Annotated in this window: 19 protein-coding genes; 15 read left to right on the top strand and 4 right to left on the bottom strand. The window is 69.7% G+C overall.

Annotated features, from left to right (window positions below; translation table 11 throughout):
* Positions 1–3: 3 nt before the first annotated feature.
* Complete coding sequence (locus E1287_RS10435; protein ID WP_131964663.1) at positions 4–666, bottom strand: transcriptional regulator; 663 nt, start codon at positions 664–666, stop codon at positions 4–6.
* A gap of 130 nt (positions 667–796) precedes the next feature.
* Here E1287_RS10435 and E1287_RS10430 point away from each other — a divergent pair, with 130 nt between their 5' ends.
* The 6 genes from E1287_RS10430 (at position 797) to E1287_RS10400 (ending at position 11,445) form a co-directional block, all read left to right on the top strand.
* Positions 797–2,080 carry a citrate synthase gene (locus tag E1287_RS10430; protein ID WP_131964662.1) on the top strand — a complete coding sequence of 428 codons (1,284 nt, stop codon included), beginning with the start codon at positions 797–799 and terminating at the stop codon, positions 2,078–2,080.
* Between the two features lie 155 nt (positions 2,081–2,235).
* Positions 2,236–3,459, top strand: coding sequence for a cytochrome P450 (locus E1287_RS10425; RefSeq protein ID WP_131964661.1), 1,224 nt, complete (start codon positions 2,236–2,238; stop codon positions 3,457–3,459).
* 129 nt (positions 3,460–3,588) lie between these two features.
* A complete protein-coding gene (locus E1287_RS10420) occupies positions 3,589–4,491 on the top strand; it encodes a hypothetical protein (protein ID WP_131964660.1) in 903 nt (300 codons plus the stop codon).
* Positions 4,492–5,270: 779 nt separating this feature from the next.
* Positions 5,271–7,715 carry a M28 family peptidase gene (locus E1287_RS10415; protein WP_207934123.1) on the top strand — a complete coding sequence of 815 codons (2,445 nt, stop codon included), beginning with the start codon at positions 5,271–5,273 and terminating at the stop codon, positions 7,713–7,715.
* A gap of 1,313 nt (positions 7,716–9,028) precedes the next feature.
* Entirely contained in the window at positions 9,029–9,718 is a 690-nt protein-coding gene (locus tag E1287_RS45510; protein WP_243718817.1) for a nucleoside triphosphate pyrophosphohydrolase, read from the top strand.
* 1,037 nt (positions 9,719–10,755) lie between these two features.
* On the top strand, positions 10,756–11,445 hold the full coding sequence (locus E1287_RS10400) for an alpha/beta fold hydrolase (RefSeq protein WP_131964659.1): 690 nt from the start codon (positions 10,756–10,758) through the stop codon (positions 11,443–11,445).
* A gap of 1 nt (position 11,446) precedes the next feature.
* On the opposite strand, the gene E1287_RS10395 is transcribed toward E1287_RS10400, so the two are convergent.
* A complete protein-coding gene (locus tag E1287_RS10395) occupies positions 11,447–12,148 on the bottom strand; it encodes a TetR/AcrR family transcriptional regulator (RefSeq protein WP_207934122.1) in 702 nt (233 codons plus the stop codon).
* Positions 12,149–12,238: 90 nt separating this feature from the next.
* Between E1287_RS10395 and E1287_RS10390 the strand changes: the two genes are divergently transcribed.
* Positions 12,239–13,135: a TIGR03620 family F420-dependent LLM class oxidoreductase gene (locus E1287_RS10390; RefSeq protein ID WP_131964658.1), complete on the top strand. Its 897-nt coding sequence runs from the start codon at positions 12,239–12,241 to the stop codon at positions 13,133–13,135.
* Between the two features lie 12 nt (positions 13,136–13,147).
* The gene (locus tag E1287_RS43630) at positions 13,148–13,300 is read left to right on the top strand and encodes a hypothetical protein (RefSeq protein ID WP_165968948.1); all 153 of its coding nucleotides are present in this window, start codon (positions 13,148–13,150) and stop codon (positions 13,298–13,300) included.
* A gap of 416 nt (positions 13,301–13,716) precedes the next feature.
* Here E1287_RS43630 and E1287_RS10385 read toward each other — a convergent pair whose 3' ends face one another.
* Positions 13,717–14,025 (bottom strand): hypothetical protein, encoded by a 309-nt coding sequence (locus tag E1287_RS10385; protein WP_131964657.1) that lies wholly within the window; start codon positions 14,023–14,025, stop codon positions 13,717–13,719.
* Between the two features lie 629 nt (positions 14,026–14,654).
* Between E1287_RS10385 and E1287_RS10380 the strand changes: the two genes are divergently transcribed.
* Entirely contained in the window at positions 14,655–15,521 is an 867-nt protein-coding gene (locus E1287_RS10380; RefSeq protein ID WP_131964673.1) for a helix-turn-helix transcriptional regulator, read from the top strand.
* A gap of 13 nt (positions 15,522–15,534) precedes the next feature.
* Here E1287_RS10380 and paaI read toward each other — a convergent pair whose 3' ends face one another.
* Complete coding sequence (gene paaI, locus E1287_RS10375) at positions 15,535–15,933, bottom strand: hydroxyphenylacetyl-CoA thioesterase PaaI (RefSeq protein WP_131964672.1); 399 nt, start codon at positions 15,931–15,933, stop codon at positions 15,535–15,537.
* Between the two features lie 176 nt (positions 15,934–16,109).
* Between paaI and E1287_RS10370 the strand changes: the two genes are divergently transcribed.
* The 6 genes from E1287_RS10370 to E1287_RS10345 all read left to right on the top strand — a co-directional run bounded on the left by E1287_RS10370 (position 16,110) and on the right by E1287_RS10345 (position 21,304).
* Positions 16,110–16,511, top strand: a complete 402-nt coding sequence (locus E1287_RS10370) for a nitroreductase family deazaflavin-dependent oxidoreductase (RefSeq protein ID WP_131964656.1) — start codon at positions 16,110–16,112, stop codon at positions 16,509–16,511.
* A 162-nt stretch (positions 16,512–16,673) separates the two neighbouring features.
* Positions 16,674–17,798: a phosphotransferase gene (locus E1287_RS10365; RefSeq protein ID WP_131964655.1), complete on the top strand. Its 1,125-nt coding sequence runs from the start codon at positions 16,674–16,676 to the stop codon at positions 17,796–17,798.
* 83 nt (positions 17,799–17,881) lie between these two features.
* Positions 17,882–18,748 carry an NAD(P)-dependent oxidoreductase gene (locus E1287_RS10360; protein WP_131964654.1) on the top strand — a complete coding sequence of 289 codons (867 nt, stop codon included), beginning with the start codon at positions 17,882–17,884 and terminating at the stop codon, positions 18,746–18,748.
* A 71-nt stretch (positions 18,749–18,819) separates the two neighbouring features.
* The gene (locus E1287_RS10355; protein ID WP_131964653.1) at positions 18,820–19,209 is read left to right on the top strand and encodes a VOC family protein; all 390 of its coding nucleotides are present in this window, start codon (positions 18,820–18,822) and stop codon (positions 19,207–19,209) included.
* An 83-nt stretch (positions 19,210–19,292) separates the two neighbouring features.
* Positions 19,293–20,177, top strand: coding sequence for a hypothetical protein (locus E1287_RS10350; RefSeq protein WP_207934121.1), 885 nt, complete (start codon positions 19,293–19,295; stop codon positions 20,175–20,177).
* Positions 20,174–21,304, top strand: a complete 1,131-nt coding sequence (locus E1287_RS10345; RefSeq protein WP_131964652.1) for a hypothetical protein — start codon at positions 20,174–20,176, stop codon at positions 21,302–21,304. The genes E1287_RS10350 and E1287_RS10345 overlap by 4 nt, the downstream gene beginning before the upstream one ends.
* The last annotated feature ends 3 nt before the right edge of the window (positions 21,305–21,307 follow it).

Below are 21,307 nucleotides of genomic sequence, written 5' to 3'. Positions count from 1 at the left end.
GGCTCAGGAAAGACCCTCCGCTAGCGCGTCCCAGAAGGCGGTCTCGTATGTGTGGAGGAGGTGGGCGGCACGGACTGCCTCCTCCGGGTCGTCGCCGGAGGCGAGACCGGACGCGATGACCTCCAAGGCCTGTTCCACGAAGCCGGGCGGCGACTCGGCGAAGAACGTGAAGAAGCCGACGTCCGCCTCGCCGAAGCCGTAGTGGGTGCGGAGGGCTTTCGCAGTACGGGCACAGTAGCCGCCCCACTCCTCCAGGTTGGCCAGCATGGCGAGGGCGACTTCGCTTGCTGTTCCGAACGCCGCCCTCTGCGCAAGGTAGGCCGGATAGACCTGCGCGAACGGCTTCGGCTCGTAGGCGCTGAGATTCTCGTCACTTTCGCCGAGTGCGGCTGCGAAGTCGCCGAGGAGCTTCAGCGCCTTGCACTCGCCTTGGGCGAGCCCGAGGAACAGCTCGCCGGACGGCCCTTCGGGGAACCGCGCGGCCAGCAGCGCGAAACTGCGCCGGTCGCTGCTGACGATCCGGTACTCCTCTCCGGCCAGCCAGACCAGGCGTTCCCTGGGCATGTCGCCTGATTCCAGCAGGTCGATGAAGCGGTTCTGGGTCGTCGCGTCCGCGATCTCCCGGCGGGCGCGGGCGGCGAGCTCGGTGGCGCTGTGACGGGTCATGGTTCCACCGGAGCACCCGCACGTGCCCGCCGTCAACGAGGCGGCCACTGAAAAGCGCCGGTGATCACGTGGATACGATGATGAACGGAACGTCTACGCAGGTGTGGGACGCAGTTGGGAGTGAGCGCGCATGTCGGATTTCGAGCTGGGCCACGCGGGCGGCCGGATGCCTCTGGAGGTGACCGAGTCGACTGAGGGCCCCTCGGGACTGGTCGTGGGCAGCCTTCTCAAGGAGACCGGTCACGTCACCCTCGACCCCGGCTTCACCAACACCGCGTCCACCACGTCGGCGATCACCTACATCGACGGTGAGGCGGGCATCCTGCGCTACCGGGGCTACCCCATCGAGGAGCTGGCGGAGAAGTCGTCCTTCCTTGAGGTCGCCTACCTGCTCATCTACGGCGAGCTGCCCACGCCCGACCAGCTGAGCGAGTTCACCGACCAGGTCCGTAACCACACGCTGCTGGACGAGAAGTTCCGCGCGTTCTTTTCCGCGTTCCCGCGTAGGGCGCACCCCATGGCGGTGCTGTCGTCCGCGGTCAGCGCACTGTCGACGTTCTACCAGGACAGCTTGGACCCGTTCGACCCGGAGCAGGTCGACCAGTCCAGTGTCCGGCTCATCGCCAAGCTCCCCACCATCGCGGCCTACGCGTACAAGACGTCCAACGGCCAGCCGCTTCTGTATCCGGACAACTCCCTGGGTTACATCGAGAACTTCCTGCGCATGACTTTCGGGCTCCCAACGCAGCCGTACGAGATCGACCCTGAGATCGTGCGCGTCCTCGACATGCTGTTCGTGCTGCATGCCGACCACGAGCAGAACTGTTCGACGTCCACCGTGCGGCTGGTCGGGTCCAGCCAGGCGAACCTTTTCTCGTCGGTGTCCGCAGGCGTGGACGCGCTGTTCGGCCCTCTGCACGGCGGCGCCAATCAGGCCGTCCTTGAGATGCTGGAGCGCATTCACGAGAGCGGCGACGACATCGACTCGTTCGTAGAGCGCGTCAAGCGTAAGGAGCCCGGCGTCAAGCTGATGGGTTTCGGGCACCGCGTCTACCGCAATTACGACCCGCGCGCCGCTGTCGTGAAGAAGGCGACGGGCAAGGTCCTGGACGCCCTCGGCAAATCCGACCCGCTGCTGGACCTCGCCATGCGTCTGGAGGAGGTCGCGCTGAGCGACGACTACTTCGTCGAGCGCAAGCTGTACCCGAACGTGGACTTCTACACCGGCGTCATCTACAAGGCGATGGGTTTCCCGACCAACGCGTTCACCGTGCTGTTCGCGCTCGGGCGGCTGCCCGGCTGGATCGCGCAGTGGCGCGAGATGATGAACGACCCGTCCACCAAGATCGGTCGTCCGCGCCAGGTGTACGTGGGACCGGGAGAGCGTCACTACGTGGAGCCGTCCGCCCGCTGACCGGGTCTCCTCCACGCGGCCTCACCGACAGGAGCCGCTCACGTCGTCTCGTGCAGGGCGGGCGGGTTCGTTAACCCGTCCGCTCTTGACTGCGTTCCGCGGTGTCCGGGGTTAGCCTGAAGACGGCGACTCCCAACGGAAGGCGGCTCCCACGAATGCCCTCCCTTGTCGAGCAGAATCTGTCGAGCCTTGATTTCTGGGCGAAACCCCAAGCCGAGCGGGACGATTTCTTCACCGAGCTCCGGGCGGAGGACAGGCCGGTGTTCTGTCCCCTCCCTGAGGGACCCGGGTTCTACGCCCTGACCCGGTACGAGCAGGTGGCCGAGGCGAGCCGGAAACCCGAGGTGTTCAGCTCCGCGCCCACCGCCGTCAGCCTCGTCGATCCGCCGCCGCAGCTCACCGAGTACGTCGGCTCCATGATCAGCATGGACGATCCGCGACACGCCAGGCTCCGGCGAATCGTCTCCCGCTCGTTCACGCCACGGCTTGTCGAAAGGGTGACGGGAGACGTCGCCGCCCTTGCGCGCCGCATCGTGGACGAGCTGGCCGAGCGGGGACCGTGCGACTTCGTCGAGCACGTCGCCATGCCGATGCCCCTGCAAATCATCTGCTCGATGATGGGAATCCCGGACTCGGAGTACGACGACGTCATCGACGCCACTAACGTCATCCTGGCCGTCGGTGACCCGGACCACGTCAGCGCGGACGGCAGGGACCGTCCGACCGTCCTCGCGGAGAAGTTCTCATACTTGCACGGGCTCATGGCCGACCTCGGCCGCTTGCGCCGCGAGAAACCCGCCGACGACCTGGTCACCGCGCTGACGAGCGCGAACGTGGACGGCGAGGCCCTCAACGACCGTGACCTCGGACGCTTCTTCTCGCTGCTCGTCATCGCCGGCAACGAGACGACCCGGAACGCGCTCTCGCACGCCGTCGCCCTGCTCACCGAGCACGCCGCCCAGAGGGACGTCCTCGTCGCAGACCTGGACGGACGCCTGCCGAGCGCCGTCGAGGAGATCGTCCGCTATGCCTCGCCAGTGACGTGGATGCGCCGCACCCTGTCCCGCGACTACGAACTGCAGGGCCACGTCTACCGTTCCGGTGACCGCGTAATCCTCTACTACAACTCGGCCAACCGGGACGAGAACGTGTTCAAGGATCCCCACCTGTTCGACATCACGCGCTCCCCCAACCCGCATGTGGGATTCGGGTCCCCCGGACCGCATTTCTGCCTCGGAGCCCACCTCGCCCGCCGCGAGGTCACCGTGCTGCTACGCGAGCTGTACACGCGTCTCCCGAACCTTCACGCCACGGACGCGCCGGTCAGGCAACGCAGCAGCTTCATCAACGGAATCAAGGTCCTCCCCTGCGCTTTCTGACCACCTTTATTCCGACATTTCCGATAGTTCCCCGAGGGGTTATCCACAGGACGCGATTTCCCTTCTTCCGCTCGTGAGTCTCCTCGAAGCTGGACTGCACCAGCCGGTTCAAGGCCCGAGGAGAGCGCCATGTCCGTCACGATCACCGTTCCCGAAGAGACGACCGCCGGCTTCGTCGTCGCCACCGACAGGGATCCCGGCGACCTTCCGGCGGCGATCCGGCAACGGCTCCCCGGCCCGTTCGCCGCAGCGGTGTCGATCCGCCTCGGCAGTCCCCGGCTCATGGTGACCTGCCACCGCGCCGCCGACTCGCCGTGGGATCTCAGCGGCGTGACGGGTGCCGACGAAGATGACGCCGACCGGGTCCGGCAGGCGACACGACATGTCGGCGTCACGTCCGTCCTACCGGTCAGCGACCTCCCGTCGGGGCCGCATCTGGCGCGCGCCGCCGCCATGGCCGTCGCCGAGTCGCTTTGCGGCGTCCCCGTGGACGTCGCCGCCAACGAGGTCCTGCCCGTCACGCCGTTCGGGCGCTTCGACGAGTTCGTCCTCGCCGACAACTGGCTCGGCGCCTCGCCGCCGCCCTACCGGAACTCCGGCCTCTGCACGGCCAAGGAGGACGACATCGACGGCTGCGCCTGCGTCGACCTCGCCACCCGCGGCCTGCACCGGTTCGGGCTGCCCGAACTGGAGATCACCGGCGTCGCCTGCCCGCATGACCTGGCCGCGCTCAACGTCCTCCGAACGACCGCGCAACGGCTGCTACCCCTGGGCAGGCACCCGGGCGAGCACACCCTGCCCGCCGAGCTGATGCTCACGAGCGCCGACTTCGCGGCGTACTGGGGGAGCAACGACTCGATCTGGGACGACGGGCCCATCTCGATACGCCTGACGGAGGCGGCCCCCAGCCGTCTCGCCATCCGACCGCCGGCGGACTTCCCCGGCACGCTCAACGAATGGCTCTGGGACGAGCTCCCGCCCGTCCTGCACGAACTCCTCAGCTGCGAACCCGACCACCCCGTCCCCACCTGACATCCGCCGGTACCGGGTCGCCTTGCGCACCGCCCACGTACCGGAAGTCGCGACCCGCCGCCGCTGCCGAGCCCGCGCGACTGCTCCGCATACCGCGACAGCCAAAAGCCCAGTTCTCCTCGGACACGTGCTGCGGAACGGTCCCATGCGCGGGCGACACCGTCCCTCGACCTCGGCACTGAGCACCCGCGATGCCGACTTCGACGATGTCCTTCCGGGCCTGGAGACCGGTTCCCCGCTCTGGACATCGTCGCCGGTGGCAAGCAGGCCGTCCACGTCCGAAAAGGGTCCCGCAAGCACGGATGAAAGCGCCAAACGGCGAGGTCAAGGGCGTGACGCTGTCGAGGGCCGCGTCGGCACCCTCGGCCTCATCACCGCAGATCACCCTCGACGACGCGCCAGAACGCCAACCAATCGAACGTTTATTCGATACCAAGAGTTGTCACTCGGTGCGGGATAGGAGACGTTCAGATCGACAATGGCACGCATGAGGCTGGACATCACAACAATTTGGCCAAGTAAGTGGAAACGACGCAGTTCAGCCTACATAGCGCGAACTTATGACCAAATGTGATGGTCCCCACGCGTTCATGAGGTGTCAATCTCGTCTTTGCAGGACGCGATGGCCGGCCACGCGCGCCGCACAGCTCCCCAAACCGTGTGCGCGCCGCCACTCCCCCGGTCCGTCGTCGCGTCAGCCGCCGCCCCGCCCCCGCGGGGCGGCCTCACCCCCGCCCTGATGGAGGCATGCGGCTGTGAAACGCAGAAATCATCTCCTGGTGACCACGGTGGTCGCCGCACTCGCGGTGACGGGCATGGCTGCTCCGGCCATGACGTCCACCGGAGGCAGTCGAGGCCCCAGCGCCGATCCGAAGGCGGCCGCGATGGCGTCGGCGGACCGGCTGATCGCCGGGAACGCCGCCGACCTGTACACGGGAAAGGACGAGAAGTACATCCGGACCCAGGTGGTCGGCACCCCGTGGGACCAGTACTACGTCGCCTATGAGCGCACTTACCACGGGCTTCCCGTGGTCGGCGGCGACTTCGTGATCGCCACCGACGGGAAGGGCCGCGTCCGCACCCTCTCGGTGGCGCAGAATCAGCAGATCACGGTCGGAACCACCCCGAAGGTGAGCGAGACCGCCGCCGCGGGGCGCTCCCGCACCGCGCTGACCAAGCCGGACAAGGCCGAGCTCAAGCCGCGCCTTGTCGTGCACGCCCTGACCAAGCCCAGGCTGGCGTGGGAGACGGTCGTGTCCGGGCGGGACGGCGAGCAGCCGAGCCGGAAGAAGGTCTACATCGACGCGCTGACCGGCAAGCGGTTCGACGCGCAGGAGACCATCCAGGCGGGTACGGGCACCGGCATCTGGGGCGGCCCGAACCTGACCATCGGGACGACCCAGTCCGGCAGCACCTACTCCATGCGGGACCCGAACCGGGCCGGCCTGACCTGCGCCGACTACAGCGGCAACCGGATCTTCACCGGCCCGGACGACGTCTGGGGCAGCGCGTCCAAGACCGACAAGGAATCCGGCTGCGTGGACGTCATGTACTCCTCCGCCGCTTTCTGGGACCTGCTGAAGTCCTTCGGGCGCACCGGCCTGCGGAACAACCAATGGGCCCCGGCGAGGGTCGGCCTCAACGCCGTCAACGCCTACTGGAACGGCACCGACGCCCAGTTCGGCCACAACCAGCGCAACCAGTGGCTCACCTCGACCGACGTGGTGGCCCACGAGTTCGGTCACGGGCTCGACAACTTCACCCCCGGCGGCATGTCCGGCGGCGGCACCCAGGAGTTCGTCGGAGACGTGTGGGGCGCGGTCGTAGAGCACGCCATCAACAACCCGGCCGACACTCCGGACTACCTCGTCGGTGAGCTGGTCGACCTGGTCGGGCGGGGCCCGATCCGCAACATGTACAACCCGTCGCAGGTCAACAACGACCCGAACTGCTACTCGTCGTCCGTTCCGCGGATGGAGGTGCACAAGGCGGCCGGGCCGGGCAACCACTGGTTCTACCTGCTCGCCGAGGGCTCCCAGCCGGGTGGCGGCAAGCCGAACAGCCCGGTCTGCCAGGGCGGCCAGCTGACGGGGATCGGCGTCATGAACGCCGCGAAGATCTTCTACAACGCGATGATGCTCAAGACGTCCGGCACCAGCTACGGCCGGTACCGCACGCTGACGCTCACCGCGGCGAAGAACCTCGACGCCACCTGCGCGTCGTTCAACAAGGTCAAGGCGGCCTGGGACGCCGTCCAGCTCGGCGCGCAGTCCGGTGAGCCGACCTGCACCCCAGGAGCGAACGAGGCCACCGCCTACACGGTCGGGGGCGGTACCCCAAAAGCGGCGGCACCGCCTGACATCAACGTCGAGAGCGTCAAGGCACACCTGCAGCAGTTCCAGACCATCGCCAGCAGCAACGGCGGCAATCGCCGCTCCACGGGCCCCGGCTACACCGCGTCGGTGTCCTACATCGAGCAGAAGTTGAAGGCCGCCGGGTTCACCGTGGCCCGCCAGGCCTGCGCGTCCGGATGCAGCGGCGGAGCCGGGCCCAACCTGATCGCCGACTGGCCCGGCGGCAACGACAACAACGTCTACATGTTCGGCGCCCACCTCGACAGCGTCGCGGCGGGTCCGGGCATCAACGACAACGGCACCGGGTCCGCGGCCCAGCTGGAGGTAGCGCTCCAGCTCGCCCAGTCCAAGCCCACCATGCTCAACCACGTGCGGTTCGCCTGGTGGACGGACGAGGAGCAGGGCCTGCGCGGTTCGAAGTACTACGTGAGCCGCCTGTCGGCAACCGACCGGACGAAGATCAAGGGCTATTTCAACTTCGACATGGTCGGCTCGCCGAACCCGGGCTACTTCATCGACGACATCAACTCGCCGCTGGCGAAGAACCTGAAGGAGTACTTCGACTCGATTAACGTGCCGACAGAAGAGGTCGCCGAGTGCTGCAGTGACGACGGCTCGTTCCGCAACGCCGGGATCGCCACGACGTTCCTGTTCACCGGCGCTCCGGCACGCAAGACCGCTGCCCAGGCGCAGAAGTGGGGCGGCACCGCCAACCAGGCGTTCGACCGGTGCTACCACCAGTCCTGCGACAGCTACCCCAGCAACGTCAACACGACCGCACTCGACCGCTGCTCCGACGCGATCGCCTACGCCCTATGGAAGGTCGCCGTAGGCGCCCAGCCGGCATCCGGCAACGGCAAGCGATCGTGACCACCCCTGGGACCGGTGACACACGGTCCCACGACGGCTGGAGCACCAGCCGTCAGCACAGCTAGAGCGTGCCCGGTCCGGCCTTTCTCCACAGGGGGTAGGGAGGCTGGACCGGACACGCTCGCCTGACCGACAGCCCCGAAGGCAGCCATCAGGCCCGCGCACCCCAGATCCTCGTCGCGCCACCCGCTATCCCGCGCGTCTCAGCGCCAGCAACGGCGCCCCAAGATGTGAACAGCCCGTCCCACAGAGCTTCCCCACCAGCGGAACGACGCCGCCGTAGCCGAATTCACAGAGACCGCGCTGCACGTCCCCGTGTTTCTCCTGTACAGACGAAGGTCCGAGGCGCTCCGGACTTGGACGCCGACTCAGCTGGTCGACGTGGCCGGTGAGCGGACCGCAGGTCTCCGCACCAACCGCCCAGGGCAGCAAGGGCCACGTGCCGAGTGAAGTGCCAGTCACGCCCGGAGATGTGCGGGTGCAGGCGACGAGGTGGAGTGAGGACTCCCGGACCGCACAACCACAATTGCTCAGGTTGATTGGTGGGAGGACCGGCGTTCCCCACCCACCGCGCCGGGGACACAAGATCCAGACCGCGAGCCGCCAGTGCTCGCTGTTGGGGATCATGTCGCATGTACAGGTAGTACGGCATCCGCGACATCCGCAATCAGGGCGTGCTGTTGCGCGGCGTCAACGACTCCCCGCCGCGTTGCTCGACCTGTCGTTCGCGCTGCTCGACGAGATGCATAGCGAAGCGCTGGTCACGACCGGAGGCGTGCGAACAAGGGCTGGGTGTGACTTGCTGGCCGGGAGTGTCGCGACCAGTGGCCAGTGTGTGGCCGGTGAGAGGGCAGAGCACCCGCACTTGCCGCCGGGCCGGCGAGAACCAGATACGGGGTGGGCGCTGGTCACTGTACGAGACACGCTGGTGCAGACGCAGGAGTGGGATGCGAGTTGCCGCGACGCGCGACGCCATGGCTGGTCGCCGCCACTTGTGGACGCCACTGGTCGGTCGGCGCGGCCGGTGCCAGGGTTCCGAGGGGCAGGTGCAGAGGTGCTGGGCGCGGCGGGGAGGCGTTCCCGTAGAAGGAAGGGGTGGAGCGCGGATTGCCGGGAGGGGCGCTGCCACGGCTTTGGGGGACGGGAGGCTGAAGCGGGTAGGTGCTCGTTCGGGCGGAGGTGCAGGACAATGACCTCGCGGTCGTTTGGTGGGTGGTTCCGGGAGGGGATGGGCCTGGCGGGCGGCTGTTCAAGGCGCGGACGGTTTGTCAGCCGCGGTTCGGCCCGTCTCAACTACTTATGGAGCGCGCTCTGTGACTGCTTCATGGAATTCGAGCGAGATCCCTGATTTGGAGAACGATCTGGTGCCGGGGGCGTTGGCGAAGGTGCTGGCGGACGTTGCGGCTGAGCGTGAGGCCCAGGATCGGATGGGGGGTGTCCAGGAGTTCCCGGACGGGAGCGGGCCGGAGTTCGCCGAAAGTGCGGAGGAGGCCAAACAGGAATGCGCTGCGGCATGGACGCGCGGAGAGTTGACGTGGCGGCACATCCTGGCGGAGGAGTTCTTCGAGGCGCTTGCCGAGTCGGATCCCCGCGCTCTCCGGACGGAGCTCGTCCAGACGGCGGCGGTCGCGGTGAAGTGGGTCCAGTCGTTGGACCGGCGTCATGGCGCTACGGCGCATCGCGGCAAGGACGGCATCGGACATGCTGAGAAGCTGGTCCGGGATCGCATACCCGAGATCATCCGGGAGGACGGGCGGCGTCCGGATACCCGAGTCGCAGGTCCTGATGAGCATGCGTCATTGCTGCGCGCGAAGCTCTACGAGGAGGCCGGTGAGTACGTCGCGAGCGGAGACCCCGGCGAGCTTTCTGATCTGCTGGAGGTCGTCCACGCTCTTGCGGCGGTTCACGGAATCTCGCCGGAGGAATTGGAGGAACGGCGTTCGGCCAAGGCGGCGATTCGTGGGGGTTTCTCGAATCGCATCGTGCTGCGGCTGCCTAAGTGATTTTGGCTGGCACGTCGGCCCGGTAGGTGTTTCCTGGAGGCGGTGGGGGTCATGGCCAGATTCGGCGGAGTGTCCACTGGGAGGTAGCGGCTGCGATCACTTCGGCGACCGCTGGACCGTCCGGGGTGGCGACCTGGAGGCGGTAGTACCTCGCTTCGCCGGGCGCCTGCCATTCCTCTAGGACGCGACGCACCCGGTAGCAGCCGCGCGGGCCGGTGGTCCGGGACGGTCGGCCGGTGGGCGTCGTCTCCGCGGAGACCGGTTCATCGATGAGCACGAGACGTCACCCTAGCCCGAACAGGTGTTCGAGAAAAGGACGCCGCGCCGCGCTGTCAGGGGGGTGGGGCGGCGGACGTCGACAGCAGGCGAGGAAGCGGGCCGGGAGATCGTCTCGACCTCTGGGTGGGAAGGTTCATCGGTCCCAATGGCCCCGCTTGTGGACGTCTGCGGAATGCCGGTGTCCTGTGCGTGCCGACTTCGGGGGTGGGTGGCTTTGGTGGGTAGCAGCGGGTCTGCCCGAGTGATGTGGAGGCGGCCGGATTCGAGCGCCGCCGTGGAGTTGTCGTTCTGGAAACGGAAGGCCACTCGGGGGCGGTCGCGTCTGATGCGGTGGTCGGGGTCAAACGTGGATTTAGTGCGAACGTCATCGCTTCCACGTTGAGGTCGGCGGTGGACGACATGTCGAGGAAGGCGCGACTTACCTCACTTCGCACGGGCGAGGAGGGACCCGGTTCGAGATCCTGGTCGGCGTACGCGCGGGTGCTGGTGGGCGTTTTCAGTGTCGGGTGCCGGGCGACGTCGGCCTGTTCGAGGGCGCAGGAGCCGCGGCAGGACGTTCTGGCTCATCTCGGACAGCACGCAGTGCAGGGACGCCGAATCGATCCACCGTTCCCCCGCCATGTCGGGCGTTCGCGATGTGCCGCACGGCGTCCGGGCAGGTCGGCGAGTCACCCCAGGTTATGAGTGGGCGCTCTGGAAATGTCGGGGGCGACCGGTAGCGTCCTCCCATCGAGGACGGCCCCACGGGACGGAGACCCATGGCGACCTACACGCTCATCCCAGGCGCCGGCGGGCAGGCGTGGTACTGGCATCGGCTTGTTCCGGAGTTGCAGGCTCGGGGGCACGAGGTCGTCGCCGTCGAGCTTCCGGCCGGTGACGATTCGGCCGGGCTCCGCGAGTACGCCGACACCGTGGTGGACGCGATCGGCGGTCGGACGAACGTAATCCTGGTGGCACAGTCCATGGGCGGCTTCACGGCCCCGCTCGTCTGCGAACGGGTGCCGGTGGACTTGCTGGTCTTGCTCAACGCGATGGTGCCGGCTCCCGGTGAAACGGGCGGCGCCTGGTGGGACAACACCGGACAGTCGAAGGCCATGGCCGACCATGCGGCGCGGGAGGGACGCACTCTGTCCGCGGAGTTCGATGCCGAGGAGATCTTCTTCCACGACGTCCCACCGGAGGTGACGGCGGAGGCGTTCGCCCAGGGCGAGCCGGCGCAGTCGGGGACGCCGTTCACGGAACCGTGGCCGCTTCAGGGGTGGCCGAGCACTCCGACCGTCTTCCTGCAAGGACGGGACGACCGCCTCTTCCCGCTCGAATTCCAGCGCCGTGTCGTGGGCGAACGGCTGGGCATTCCGGTGGACGAGATGCCCGGCGGACACGCGCTGGCGCTCAGCAGACCCCAGGAGCTCGCCGAACGCCTGGAGGAATACCGCACCCGCCTGTAGGTCAGGTGGGTTTCGCGCGGCGGTGGGCCTTCTGGCGGCAGGCGGCGCTGCAGAAGCGGGCAGGGCGGCCCGTGGCGGCGGGCGTGAAGGCGGTCGCGCAGAGCTCGCACCGTGTTTCGTTACGGGGCGCAGTTTCGTTACATTTCGTTGCAGGACGCAGGGCGTCGCAGGCCAGGGACGCCATACGTCCCGGGGGGCCGTCACGGCGGCGGAGGCGTTCCATGAGCATGGCGCCGACCAGGAGAGTCCGGACGTCCTGCACGCTCACGTCCGGACGGACCGCGCCGGCGGACTGGGCTCGGCGGAGCAGAGCGTCCAGGGCCGTGGTGAACTCCGCGTCCTGGCCGGACTCGTCGAAGGCGCCCATCTCCATCGCCAGCGCGTCGCACAGGGCGTGGTTGAACATCGCGCGCTCGACGACCCAGGTGAGGAAGCCGTAGAAGGCCTCCGCCGGGTCGTCGTCCGCGTCGATGAGGGCGCGCGCCTCGGTGATGATGCGCTCGATGCGGTCGGTGACGACGGCCTTGAACAGGGCCTCTTTGGTGGCGAAGTTGCGGTAGACCGTCCCGGCGCCGACGCCGGCCCGGCGGGCGATCTCGTCGAGCGGGGCGAGGCGGCCGTCGGCGGCGAACGCCTCGAACGCCGCCTGGAGGATGCGGTCGCGATTCCGGCGGGCGTCGGCGCGCCGCGGCTGGCCGCTCACTAATTTCTCCTCCCACGATTGACAAGCGGGGCGTACGTTCCGCTAACGTCCCTTAAAGCGGGTTGCACGTTCCGATTATAGGGAGAGCCGATGACGACGGTGGACGAGGCGAGGAAGCGGCTGGGACGGATCGGCGTGGGGCTCATGACGCCCATCGCGCCCGCCGAGGAATGGCGGCGGGCGGCGCGCCGCATCGAGGACGCGGGCTACGGGTCGATCTGGGTGAACGAAGGCATCGGAGGCCGCGAGGTGTTCACGCAGCTGAGCGTGATGCTCGCGGCGACCCGGCACGTGGTGCTCGGGTCGGCGGTCGCGAACCTGTGGGCGCGGCATCCGGCCGCCATGCAGGGCGCCGCGTCCGTGCTGGCCGACGCCTATCCGGGACGCCTCGCGCTCGGCGTCGGCGTCAGCATAGGCGCGATCGTCGAGCAGAGCGGGCAGAAGTGGACGAGTCCACTGAATCGGATGCGCCGGTATCTGGACGACATGGACGCGGCGGTCGAGGCCGCGCCGACGCCCGAGGTGCCGTTCCCCCGGATGGTGGCGGCATTGGGACCGAAGATGCAGGACGTGGCGCGAGAGAAGGCGGACGGCGCGCTCCCGGCGGCCATGCCCGTCGAGCACACCAGGTTGGCCCGGGAGCGGCTCGGCCCGGACAAACTGCTCGTCGTCATGCAGACCGCGATCCGGGAGACGGATCCGGAGAAGGCGCGCGGCATCGCGAGGGGGACGCAGATGCTGGAGATGCCCGGTTCGCCGTACGTCCGCTCGCTCAAGAACCTCGGATACGACGATGCGGCCCTCGCCGGCGGCGGGTCGGACGAGGTCATCGACGCCTGCTTCCCCTGGGGCGACGAAGACGCCATCCGGAGCAGAATCCAGGACCATCTGGACGCGGGCGCCGACCACGTGTGCGTCACGGTGTTCACCCCGGACCTGGCGTCGTCCGCCGACGAGTACGAGCGACTCGCCCCAGCCCTCCTCTAGTCCCCGACCGAGATGTCGCGCGACGGACGGCTCGGCAAGCTCGTCAACGCCGCCGCCGCGGGCATCAGGCCGATCACCTTGGCGATCGATCCGGCGCTGCTGGACGACGTCCAGCAGACCCTGAATCTCCTTGGCCGATCGACCCGCCGGGCCTGCCAGGCGTAATGCCCTGCCTGGGGTGAATGGAGGCGGCAGTGGCGGCCGGGCCAGGCCGGATTCGTTCGAGCGCCTCGCCCTATCTCCTCTGGCCCGCGCTCCTCCAACCCCGCCGTCCCCATAGCTTGCCCTCTACTTCCCGCTCCTCTGGCCCGCCGTCCCGACCTTCAGCCCGCGCTCCTCTAATCCCGCCATCCTGGCCCGCCGTGTCGGTGATGCCTGGCGCGCTGGTCTGTCAGGTCGCCGGGCTCTGCGCGAACATGCTCGATCTAGGCCGACCTTCGTCCCCAGGTGCGGCGGCGGCCGTGATGGTGGCGTACGCGCTCGTGCCGCTCGTGCTCGCCGGGTTCGTGCTTTCTTGCGGCGACGCCTGTGCCCCGGCGGCGGGCCCGGGGTGGGGCGCCGCCGTCAGGGGTTGCGGGCGTTCAGCGCGGCTGGAGGGAGGACGCGCGGACCGCCAGGCGTTCGCGGAGCAGGTCGATGGCCTCGACGATGCGCGGCGCGGCGGCCTGGGCGCGGACGCGGCGGCCGTCCAGGTCGACGACCGCCTGGGCCAGTGCGGGGCGCGGCAGCGACGGGTCGGCCACGACACTCAGCGTGACCTGGATGGACGAGACGCCCTGCGCGGAGCCGAGCGCCTGCCGGACGGCCCGTTCCGCCGCCGCCCGTTCGTGGGCCGTGACGTCGCCCGAGGTCAGGAAGCGTATCTCCGGTCTCTCACGAGTTGCGTTCATGATTCCCCCTGTTACGGTCGCCTCGACGGTGAGGCGGCGGTGGTGCGGAGTGGCGGCGGTGATGATCGCCCCTCTGAACAATGAAACGCCTCGTCCGTCCCAGAACTCTCCCGCGCCGGACGAGAGCTTCATCACCCGCCCGCCGCTCCAGCCTCAGCGCGCACGCGGTTCTGGCATGATCTGCACGACGGCGGGGTCCCCGAATATTCACCGGAATGCGGGACGTCCTTCATTCGGCCGTCATAACGGTGGAACGCGAAATGGCCGACACCCCGGATTGGCCGTCCGCAGCGCAGGAGAGCACAGGCCAATTCGTGCACCATCGGCGACCCGGGCGCCGGGAAATGATCAGCCGTCCGCAGGGCCGCCATAGTTGGCCACGTTCCGCAGCCGTCCAGCCACTGACAGCACTGGTCACCGGGCGTATCCGCCGGTCGGCGCCAGGACGGCCGGGCGGCGACCTTACGCCTCCGAGGCGCTATTCGTACTTCCCAAAAAGGCGGTCCCATCCTCTAACATAGGGCGGTGCCGTTGAGTGCTCCGAAGTAGACCGTCGACTGGCTGGTGACCCCTTGGCCCAGGATTCAGCTGCCCCCACACCTCCGTCCGAAGGTGATCCGGCCGGACGGCTGATCGATTATCCCCGCCGCGGCGGGCCCACGGTGCTGCGCATTCTGCTCGGCGCTCAGCTCCGCCGGATGCGCGAGGCGCGCGGAATCTCCACCGAGCAGGCGGGCTACGAGATCCGCGGTTCGCATTCCAAGATCAGCCGGATGGAGCTCGGCCGCGTCGGGTTCAAGGAGCGCGACGTCTCCGATCTGCTGACCCTGTACGGCGTGTCCGACCCGGCCGAGCGCGCGCCGCTGCTGGAGCTGGCGAAGGAGGCCAACACCCCCGGCTGGTGGCACCGGTACGGCGACGTCCTCGCGAGCTGGTTCGAGGTGTACCTCGGCCTGGAGGAGGCGGCCTCGCTGCTGCGCGCCTACGAGCTGCAGTTCGTCCCCGGCCTGCTGCAGACCGAGGACTACGCCCGCGCCGTCGTCCGGCTGGGCTTCTCCGACGCCGCCGAGGACGAGGTCGAACGGCGCGTGCAGCTCCGCACGATCCGGCAGGAACGTTTCACGTCGCCGGGCGCTGCGACGCTGTGGGCCGTCGTGGACGAGGCGGTCGTCCGCCGTCCGCTGGGCGGACGCGAGGTGATGCGGCAGCAGATCAAGCATCTGATCGAGATGTCGGACCTGCCCAACGTGACGCTGCAGATCGTGCCGTTCGGCGCCGGCGGCCATGCCGCGGCGGGCGGCCCGTTCACGATCCTGCGATTCGCCGAGCCTGGCCTGTCCGACGTGGTCTACCTGGAGCAGCTCACCAGCGCGCTCTACCTCGACAAGCCGACGGACGTCGACACGTACATGCGCGCCATGAACAACCTGTGCATCACCGCCGCCCGTCCAGACCGGACCGCCGACTACCTCACCACCATCCTGAACGACCTGTGAGACGTTCGCGGCGTCAGGTGGCGGGAGGGTCGAGGACGGGCTCGTCGCGGCTGCGGCTCCCGCCCCGGAACTCCGCGACGACTTCGCCGCCGGGGACGCGGCGCACTGTGACGTCGTAGATTCCGCTGCGCCCGTAGCGGGTGCGTTCGACTGCGGTCGCCTCTAGGACGTCCCCTGTCCGGGCGGGCGCGACGAACACGACTTCTGCGGACGCCGCGACCGTCACCGCGTCATGGGTGTTGCAGGCGTAGGCGAACGCCGAGTCGGAGAGCAGGAAGACGTATCCGCCGTGGGCGATTCCGTGGCCGTTCACCATCGTGTCGCCGACCGTCATACGCAGCTGCGCCCGTCCGGGGGCGATCTCGGTGATCTGCATGGCGAGGTCCTGCGCCACCTTGTCCCGTGCGTACATCGTCTCTGCGCATCGCCGCGCCACCTCTGCCTCGTCCACCAGGACAGCGTAAGAGAGGCCGGAATCGGAGCGTCCGTCCAGGGAAGGTGACCTAGGGATCGGCGGTTATGGAGACAAGGTCGTGCCCGGCTGCACGGCCCGTACGTGATCCGCCGAACCCGACTTCTAGGAGAACCATGCTGTACGGGAAAGAGCACGTCGCGCGGTACCAGGAAACGGACGGCGAAGAAGGGCACGAGTGGAGAGGCACCGTCACGCTGCTGCTCACCACGACCGGGCGCCACACCCGGAAGGAGCGCACGACGCCGCTCATCTACCAGCTCGACGGGGACGCCCATATCGTCGTGGCGTCCGACGGCGGCGCCGACGACGATCCGCTCTGGTACAAGAACATCCAGGCCGATCCCGAAGTGAAAGTCCAGGTGAAAGGCGACAAGTTCACTGCGCGGGCCCGGACCGCGACGCAGGACGAAAAGCCTGCCCTTTGGGCGAAGATGACGGCCGTCTGGCCCGACTACGACGTCTACCAGACGAAGACGAGCCGCGACATTCCGGTCGTCATCCTCGAACGCGTCTGAGCCAGGGAACCGAGCGAACCAAGCGAACCAAGCGAACCAAGCGAGCCCGCGCAAACTGAGCGAGCCCGAGCCGTTTCGCTTTCGCGGTGCGGGGCGGGCGTGTAGCGTCGTTGTAGAACATTCATTCGACCATCGTCCGTCCGACGCAGCCGAGGTGCCGGGGTGCCGACGTCACAGAGTGCTGACACCGAGCCGCCGCGACGGCTGCTGAGGCGCTGGGAGATCGACGCGCCCGGCAGCACCAGCCCGCACGGCAGCGCGCACAACGGCACGAACCCGCACAACGGAGCGGAGGCACACGGTGCGGGCCTCACCGACGGCGCAGGGCCGGGGCGCCGCTGCTGGCGGGTCGACACGCCGGACGGGGCGTTCTTCCTCAAGGAGTACGCCGAGCCCGACCGCCGCCGCCTGCGGTTCCGGCACTCCGTGACCGCCGCGCTGGACGAGGAAGGCCTGCCGGTCCTCGCGCCGATGCCGGCGCGCGGCGGCCGGACGCTGGTCACCGCGGCCGGGCGCGGCTACGTCCTGCATCCATGGGTCGGGGGGCGCGGGCGCGGCGGCCTGGAGCTCACGTTCGGCCAGTGCGAGGCCCTCGGCGAGCTGCTGGGACGGCTGCACGCCGCGCTCGACCGGCTGACGCCGCCCGTCCAGCAGAGCCTGCTGATCCCGACGCCGCGCGCCGCAGACGCGGCCGCCGCCGTCGAGGAGATGCTGCGGGACGTACCGGACGACGGCGACGGCACCGACTTCGACGCACTGACCGGGCGCCGCCTGCGGGAGCGCCGAGGCTTGCTCGCCGAGTTCGCCGACCACCAGCCGCCGGAGATCGAGGTCACCACGGTCGGCCATCTGCACGGGTCGTTCCACGCCGGGCATTTGCGGTACGGAGGGTCGGGCAACGTCACGGCGGTCCTCGGCTGGGGCTCGCTGACGACCGGTCCCGTCGCGGGCGAGGTCGTGCGGGCCGCGGCGCGGCTGTTCGCGTGCGACGACGAGCGCGGGCTCGACCTCGACCGCGTCCAGGCGTTCGTGCGCGGCCACCGCTCGGCGTTCCCGCTGGACGCCGGGCAGATCCAGTCGGCGGTGCACCGGGAGTGGTGGGAGCGGCTCTGCGACGTGGCGCCGCTGCGGCACCGGTACCTGGGCGAGGACGGCGCCGCCGGGCGCGGCTCCGCCGCCCTCGTGTCCTGGTGGTCGGCGCAGCTCGACCGGACGCTGGACGCGTTCGCCGCCCCGTACACCGCCGTCTACGCGGACGCGCCCGGCGACAGCCCCGCGTTCGGCTAGCCTGCGACGGCCCGCGTTCCCCTGGGGTAGGGACGCGTCGTGTGATAGAAATTCTGGATCGAACAGTCTAAAAGGAGTGCACGATGACCGCAGTCGCGATGCTCGGCACCGGGATCATGGGCGCGGCGATGGCCCGGAACCTGCTCAAGGACGGCCACCGGGTGACGGCGTGGAACCGCACCCGGTCGCGCGCCGAACCACTGGCCGCCGACGGCGCAACCGTGACCGGCTCCCCCGCGGAGGCCGTGTCCGGCGCCGACGTCGTCATCACGATGCTCAACGACGGCGAGACGGCCATGTCGGTGATGACGCAGGCGGCGCCGGAGCTCCGGGCCGGTCAGGTCTGGGCGCAGATGGGCACGGTCGGCGTCGCGGACGTGCCGCGCCTCGCCGGGTTCGCCGCCGAGCACGGGCTCACGTTCGCCGACGCGCCCGTCCAGGGGACGAAGCAGCCCGCCGAACAGGGAAAGCTGATCGTCCTCGCGGCCGGGCCGGAGTCGGCGCGGACCGTCCTCGACCCCCTCTTCGACGCGCTCGGGTCCAAGACGCACTGGCTGGACGAGGACGGCGCGAGCGGCGCGGGCACCCGGCTCAAGCTCGCCGCAGTCAGCTACGCGATCTCGCTGACGTCCGTCATCGCCGAGTCGGTCGCGCTGACAGAGGGCCTCGGGCTCGACCCGTCCCTGTTCGGCCAGGTCCTCGCGGGCGGCCCGCTCGACTGCGGCTACCTGCAGGTGAAGATGAAGGCGATGCTCACGGACGATTTCGAGCCGAGCTTCGCCGTCCGGAACGCGGAGAAGAACACCCGGCTGATCCACGAGGCCGCGGAGTCCGCCGGGATCCGGGTCGACGTCAACGACGCGTCCGGGGCGCGGTTCCGGCGCGTCATCGAGCAGGGGCACGGCGACGAGGACATGGCCGCCACGTACCGCGCGAGCTTTCCCACCTGATCCGGACCAGAAGGCGCCGGAGGGCGTGGCGGTGCCGGACGGCCGGCGCGCAGGGGCCGAGGATGCTGGGCATGGACGTTCTGAGCAGCCGCATCCTGCTGCGACCGGCCGATCCGGCCCGCACCCGGCGCTTCTACCGTGACGTGCTCGGGCTCGCCGTGTACCGCGAGTTCGGCCCGGCCGACTCGCCCGGCGTCGTGTTCTTCCTCGGTCCCGGGTTCCTGGAGGTGTCGGGCCACGGCGCGGGCGGGACGGGCTCGTCCCCCATGATCTGGCTCCAGGTGCGGGACGTCCGGGCGGAGCACGAGCGGCTCGCGGCGGCCGGGGCGCGCGTCACGCGGGAGCCGCGCGAGGAGCCGTGGGGCCTGGTCGAGATGTGGATCGAGGACCCGGACGGCGTCGAGATCGTCATCGTCGAGGTCCCGGACGCCCATCCCCTCCGCCGCGACCCGCGCTCCTGACCGCGACCCCGCTCCTGGGCGCGGCTACGGGTGAAAGCTGGAAAAGGCTGGAAGTGTCGGGCGGCGGATGTACTGTCGGCCGCATGTCCAGGCCCCCCGGCGCCGCGACCCCCGACGAGCTGGAAGCGCGCATCACCCTGCTGCGCGCCGCCGTCCGGCGGGCCGTGGCGGCGGGCGACCGGCGGACGGCCCGCGAGCTGCGCGCCGAGCTGCGGGAGGCGGAGCGGGCATGGGACGACGCCGTCCTCGGCGACGACCCCGGAACCGGCGACGGCGGTGACGCGGGGCGCGGGCTGCTGCCGGTCCGCGAGCAGGTACACCAGGCGCTGACCCTGCTCGGCGCGCCCGCCGCGCCGAAGCTGATCGGGGCGGTCTACGCGGCGTTCTTCCCCGGCGAGATCCCGTCCACCCGGTTGACGAGCCTGCGGCGCGACGAGGAACGTTCTTTCCGCACCTCCCCTTACGCACGTCCCTACTATCTTTGCGCCGCGCTGACCGCCGACCTGCTCGCACCCGCCCGCGGCCTGCTCACCGTGAGCACGTGGCCGCTGGAGCAGCGGATCGTCGGCCCGCTGAGTCCGCGTACCGACTTCCTGACCGCCGCCGCCCGGCTCGCCGAGCACGCCGCCGGACGCGGGACGCCGCCGTCCCCCGAGGTGCAGAGGCTCCTGTGGCGTTTCGCGTCCACCATTCCCGGTGCCGCGACCGGTACGGTCGGTACGGCCGATCCGGCCGCGCTCGCCGAGGCCGCCCGGGCCGAGCTGGACGTGCACCGGGAGCCCGACCGGCGGCGGCGCGCGTCCGCCGCGCGCCGCGCCCGGGACCGGCTCGACGACGCGGAACGGCTCTTCGGCAGCCGGCTCCGGGCCGTGCGGGGCTCCGGAGGGCGCCCAGCGCAACGCCCCGGACAGCGCTCCGCCACCAGCTCTGCCATCAACCCCGCGATCAGTGGAGAGACCGACCGATGACCGATACCGCGCCGGATCTGGACCGGTTGCGCGGCGGTGCGCCACCGCGCAACCACGACGCCCGCACGATCGCCGCGCTGACGTCCAACCCCGGCTGCGCCCGCCGCGGCGTGCTGGACGCGGCCGGCGTCGACAAGGACGCCGTGGCGCGGGAGCTGGGCTTTCCCGCGCCGTTCGGGCAGTCGCAGTTCGCGATCACGCGCGGGAACGCGTTCGAGGCGCAGGTGAAGGCGGACGGCTGCGCGGAGCTGCTCACGCTGCTGCGCGACCGGCTCGGCCTCGACGTCCCGGAGGTCGCCTACGACGACCTGGCGGTGGTCGCCGGGAACGAGGGCCGCGAGCTGCGGCATTCGCGCACCCGCCGGCTCCTCGCCCGCGCGCTGGAGACCGGCGAGGGCACGCTGTTCGACCATCCGCTGCTGCGGCTGGAGATCGCCGGGCGCCCCGCCTACCTGGAGCCGGACGTCATCGCGTTCCAGCTCGCGGGCCGGTTGCACGTCATCGAGATCAAGTCGTTCGCCGTCGTGGACGGGCAGGCCGAGCCGGAGCAGGTCGCCGCGGCGGCGCGCCAGTCGGCCGTGTACGTGCTGGCGCTGCGCCGCCTCGTGACCGAGCTGGGGCACGATCCGGGACGCGTCTCGCACGACGTGTTCCTCGTCTGCCCGGAGAACTTCTCCAACCGTCCGTCCGCGACGCCGCTGGACGTGCGGCCGCAGCTCGCCGTCCTGGAACGGCAGCTCGCACGCCTCACCCGCGTCGACGCGATCCTGGCGGAGCTGCCCGGCGATCTGACGTTCGAGCCCGGGGAGGCGCTCGCCGCGTCCGTCCGGGCCGTGGACGCGCGGTACGCGCCCGAGTGCATGGCGGGCTGCGAGATGGCGCTGTTCTGCCGGGACGAGGCGCGGGCGTGCGGCGAGACGGGGGCGCTCGGCCGGTCCGTCCGCGACGATCTCGGCGGGGTCGACACGATCGGCACGGCGCTCGCGCTGGCGGACGGGTCGCTGACGCCGTCCGACGACCTGGCGGAGACGGCCGAGCAGCTCCGCGCGGCGGCCCGCCTGCGCGCCGAGGCCCTGCACGAAGGCGCGCACGGCGCTCTGCACGGCGCTCTGCACGGGGTCGCGTGATCG

It is taken from the genome of Actinomadura sp. KC06 (assembly GCF_004348735.1).
GTDB lineage: Bacteria > Actinomycetota > Actinomycetes > Streptosporangiales > Streptosporangiaceae > Spirillospora.
Note: the sequence above shows the minus strand (reverse complement) of the source record. Positions and strands in the feature narration are given on the sequence as shown.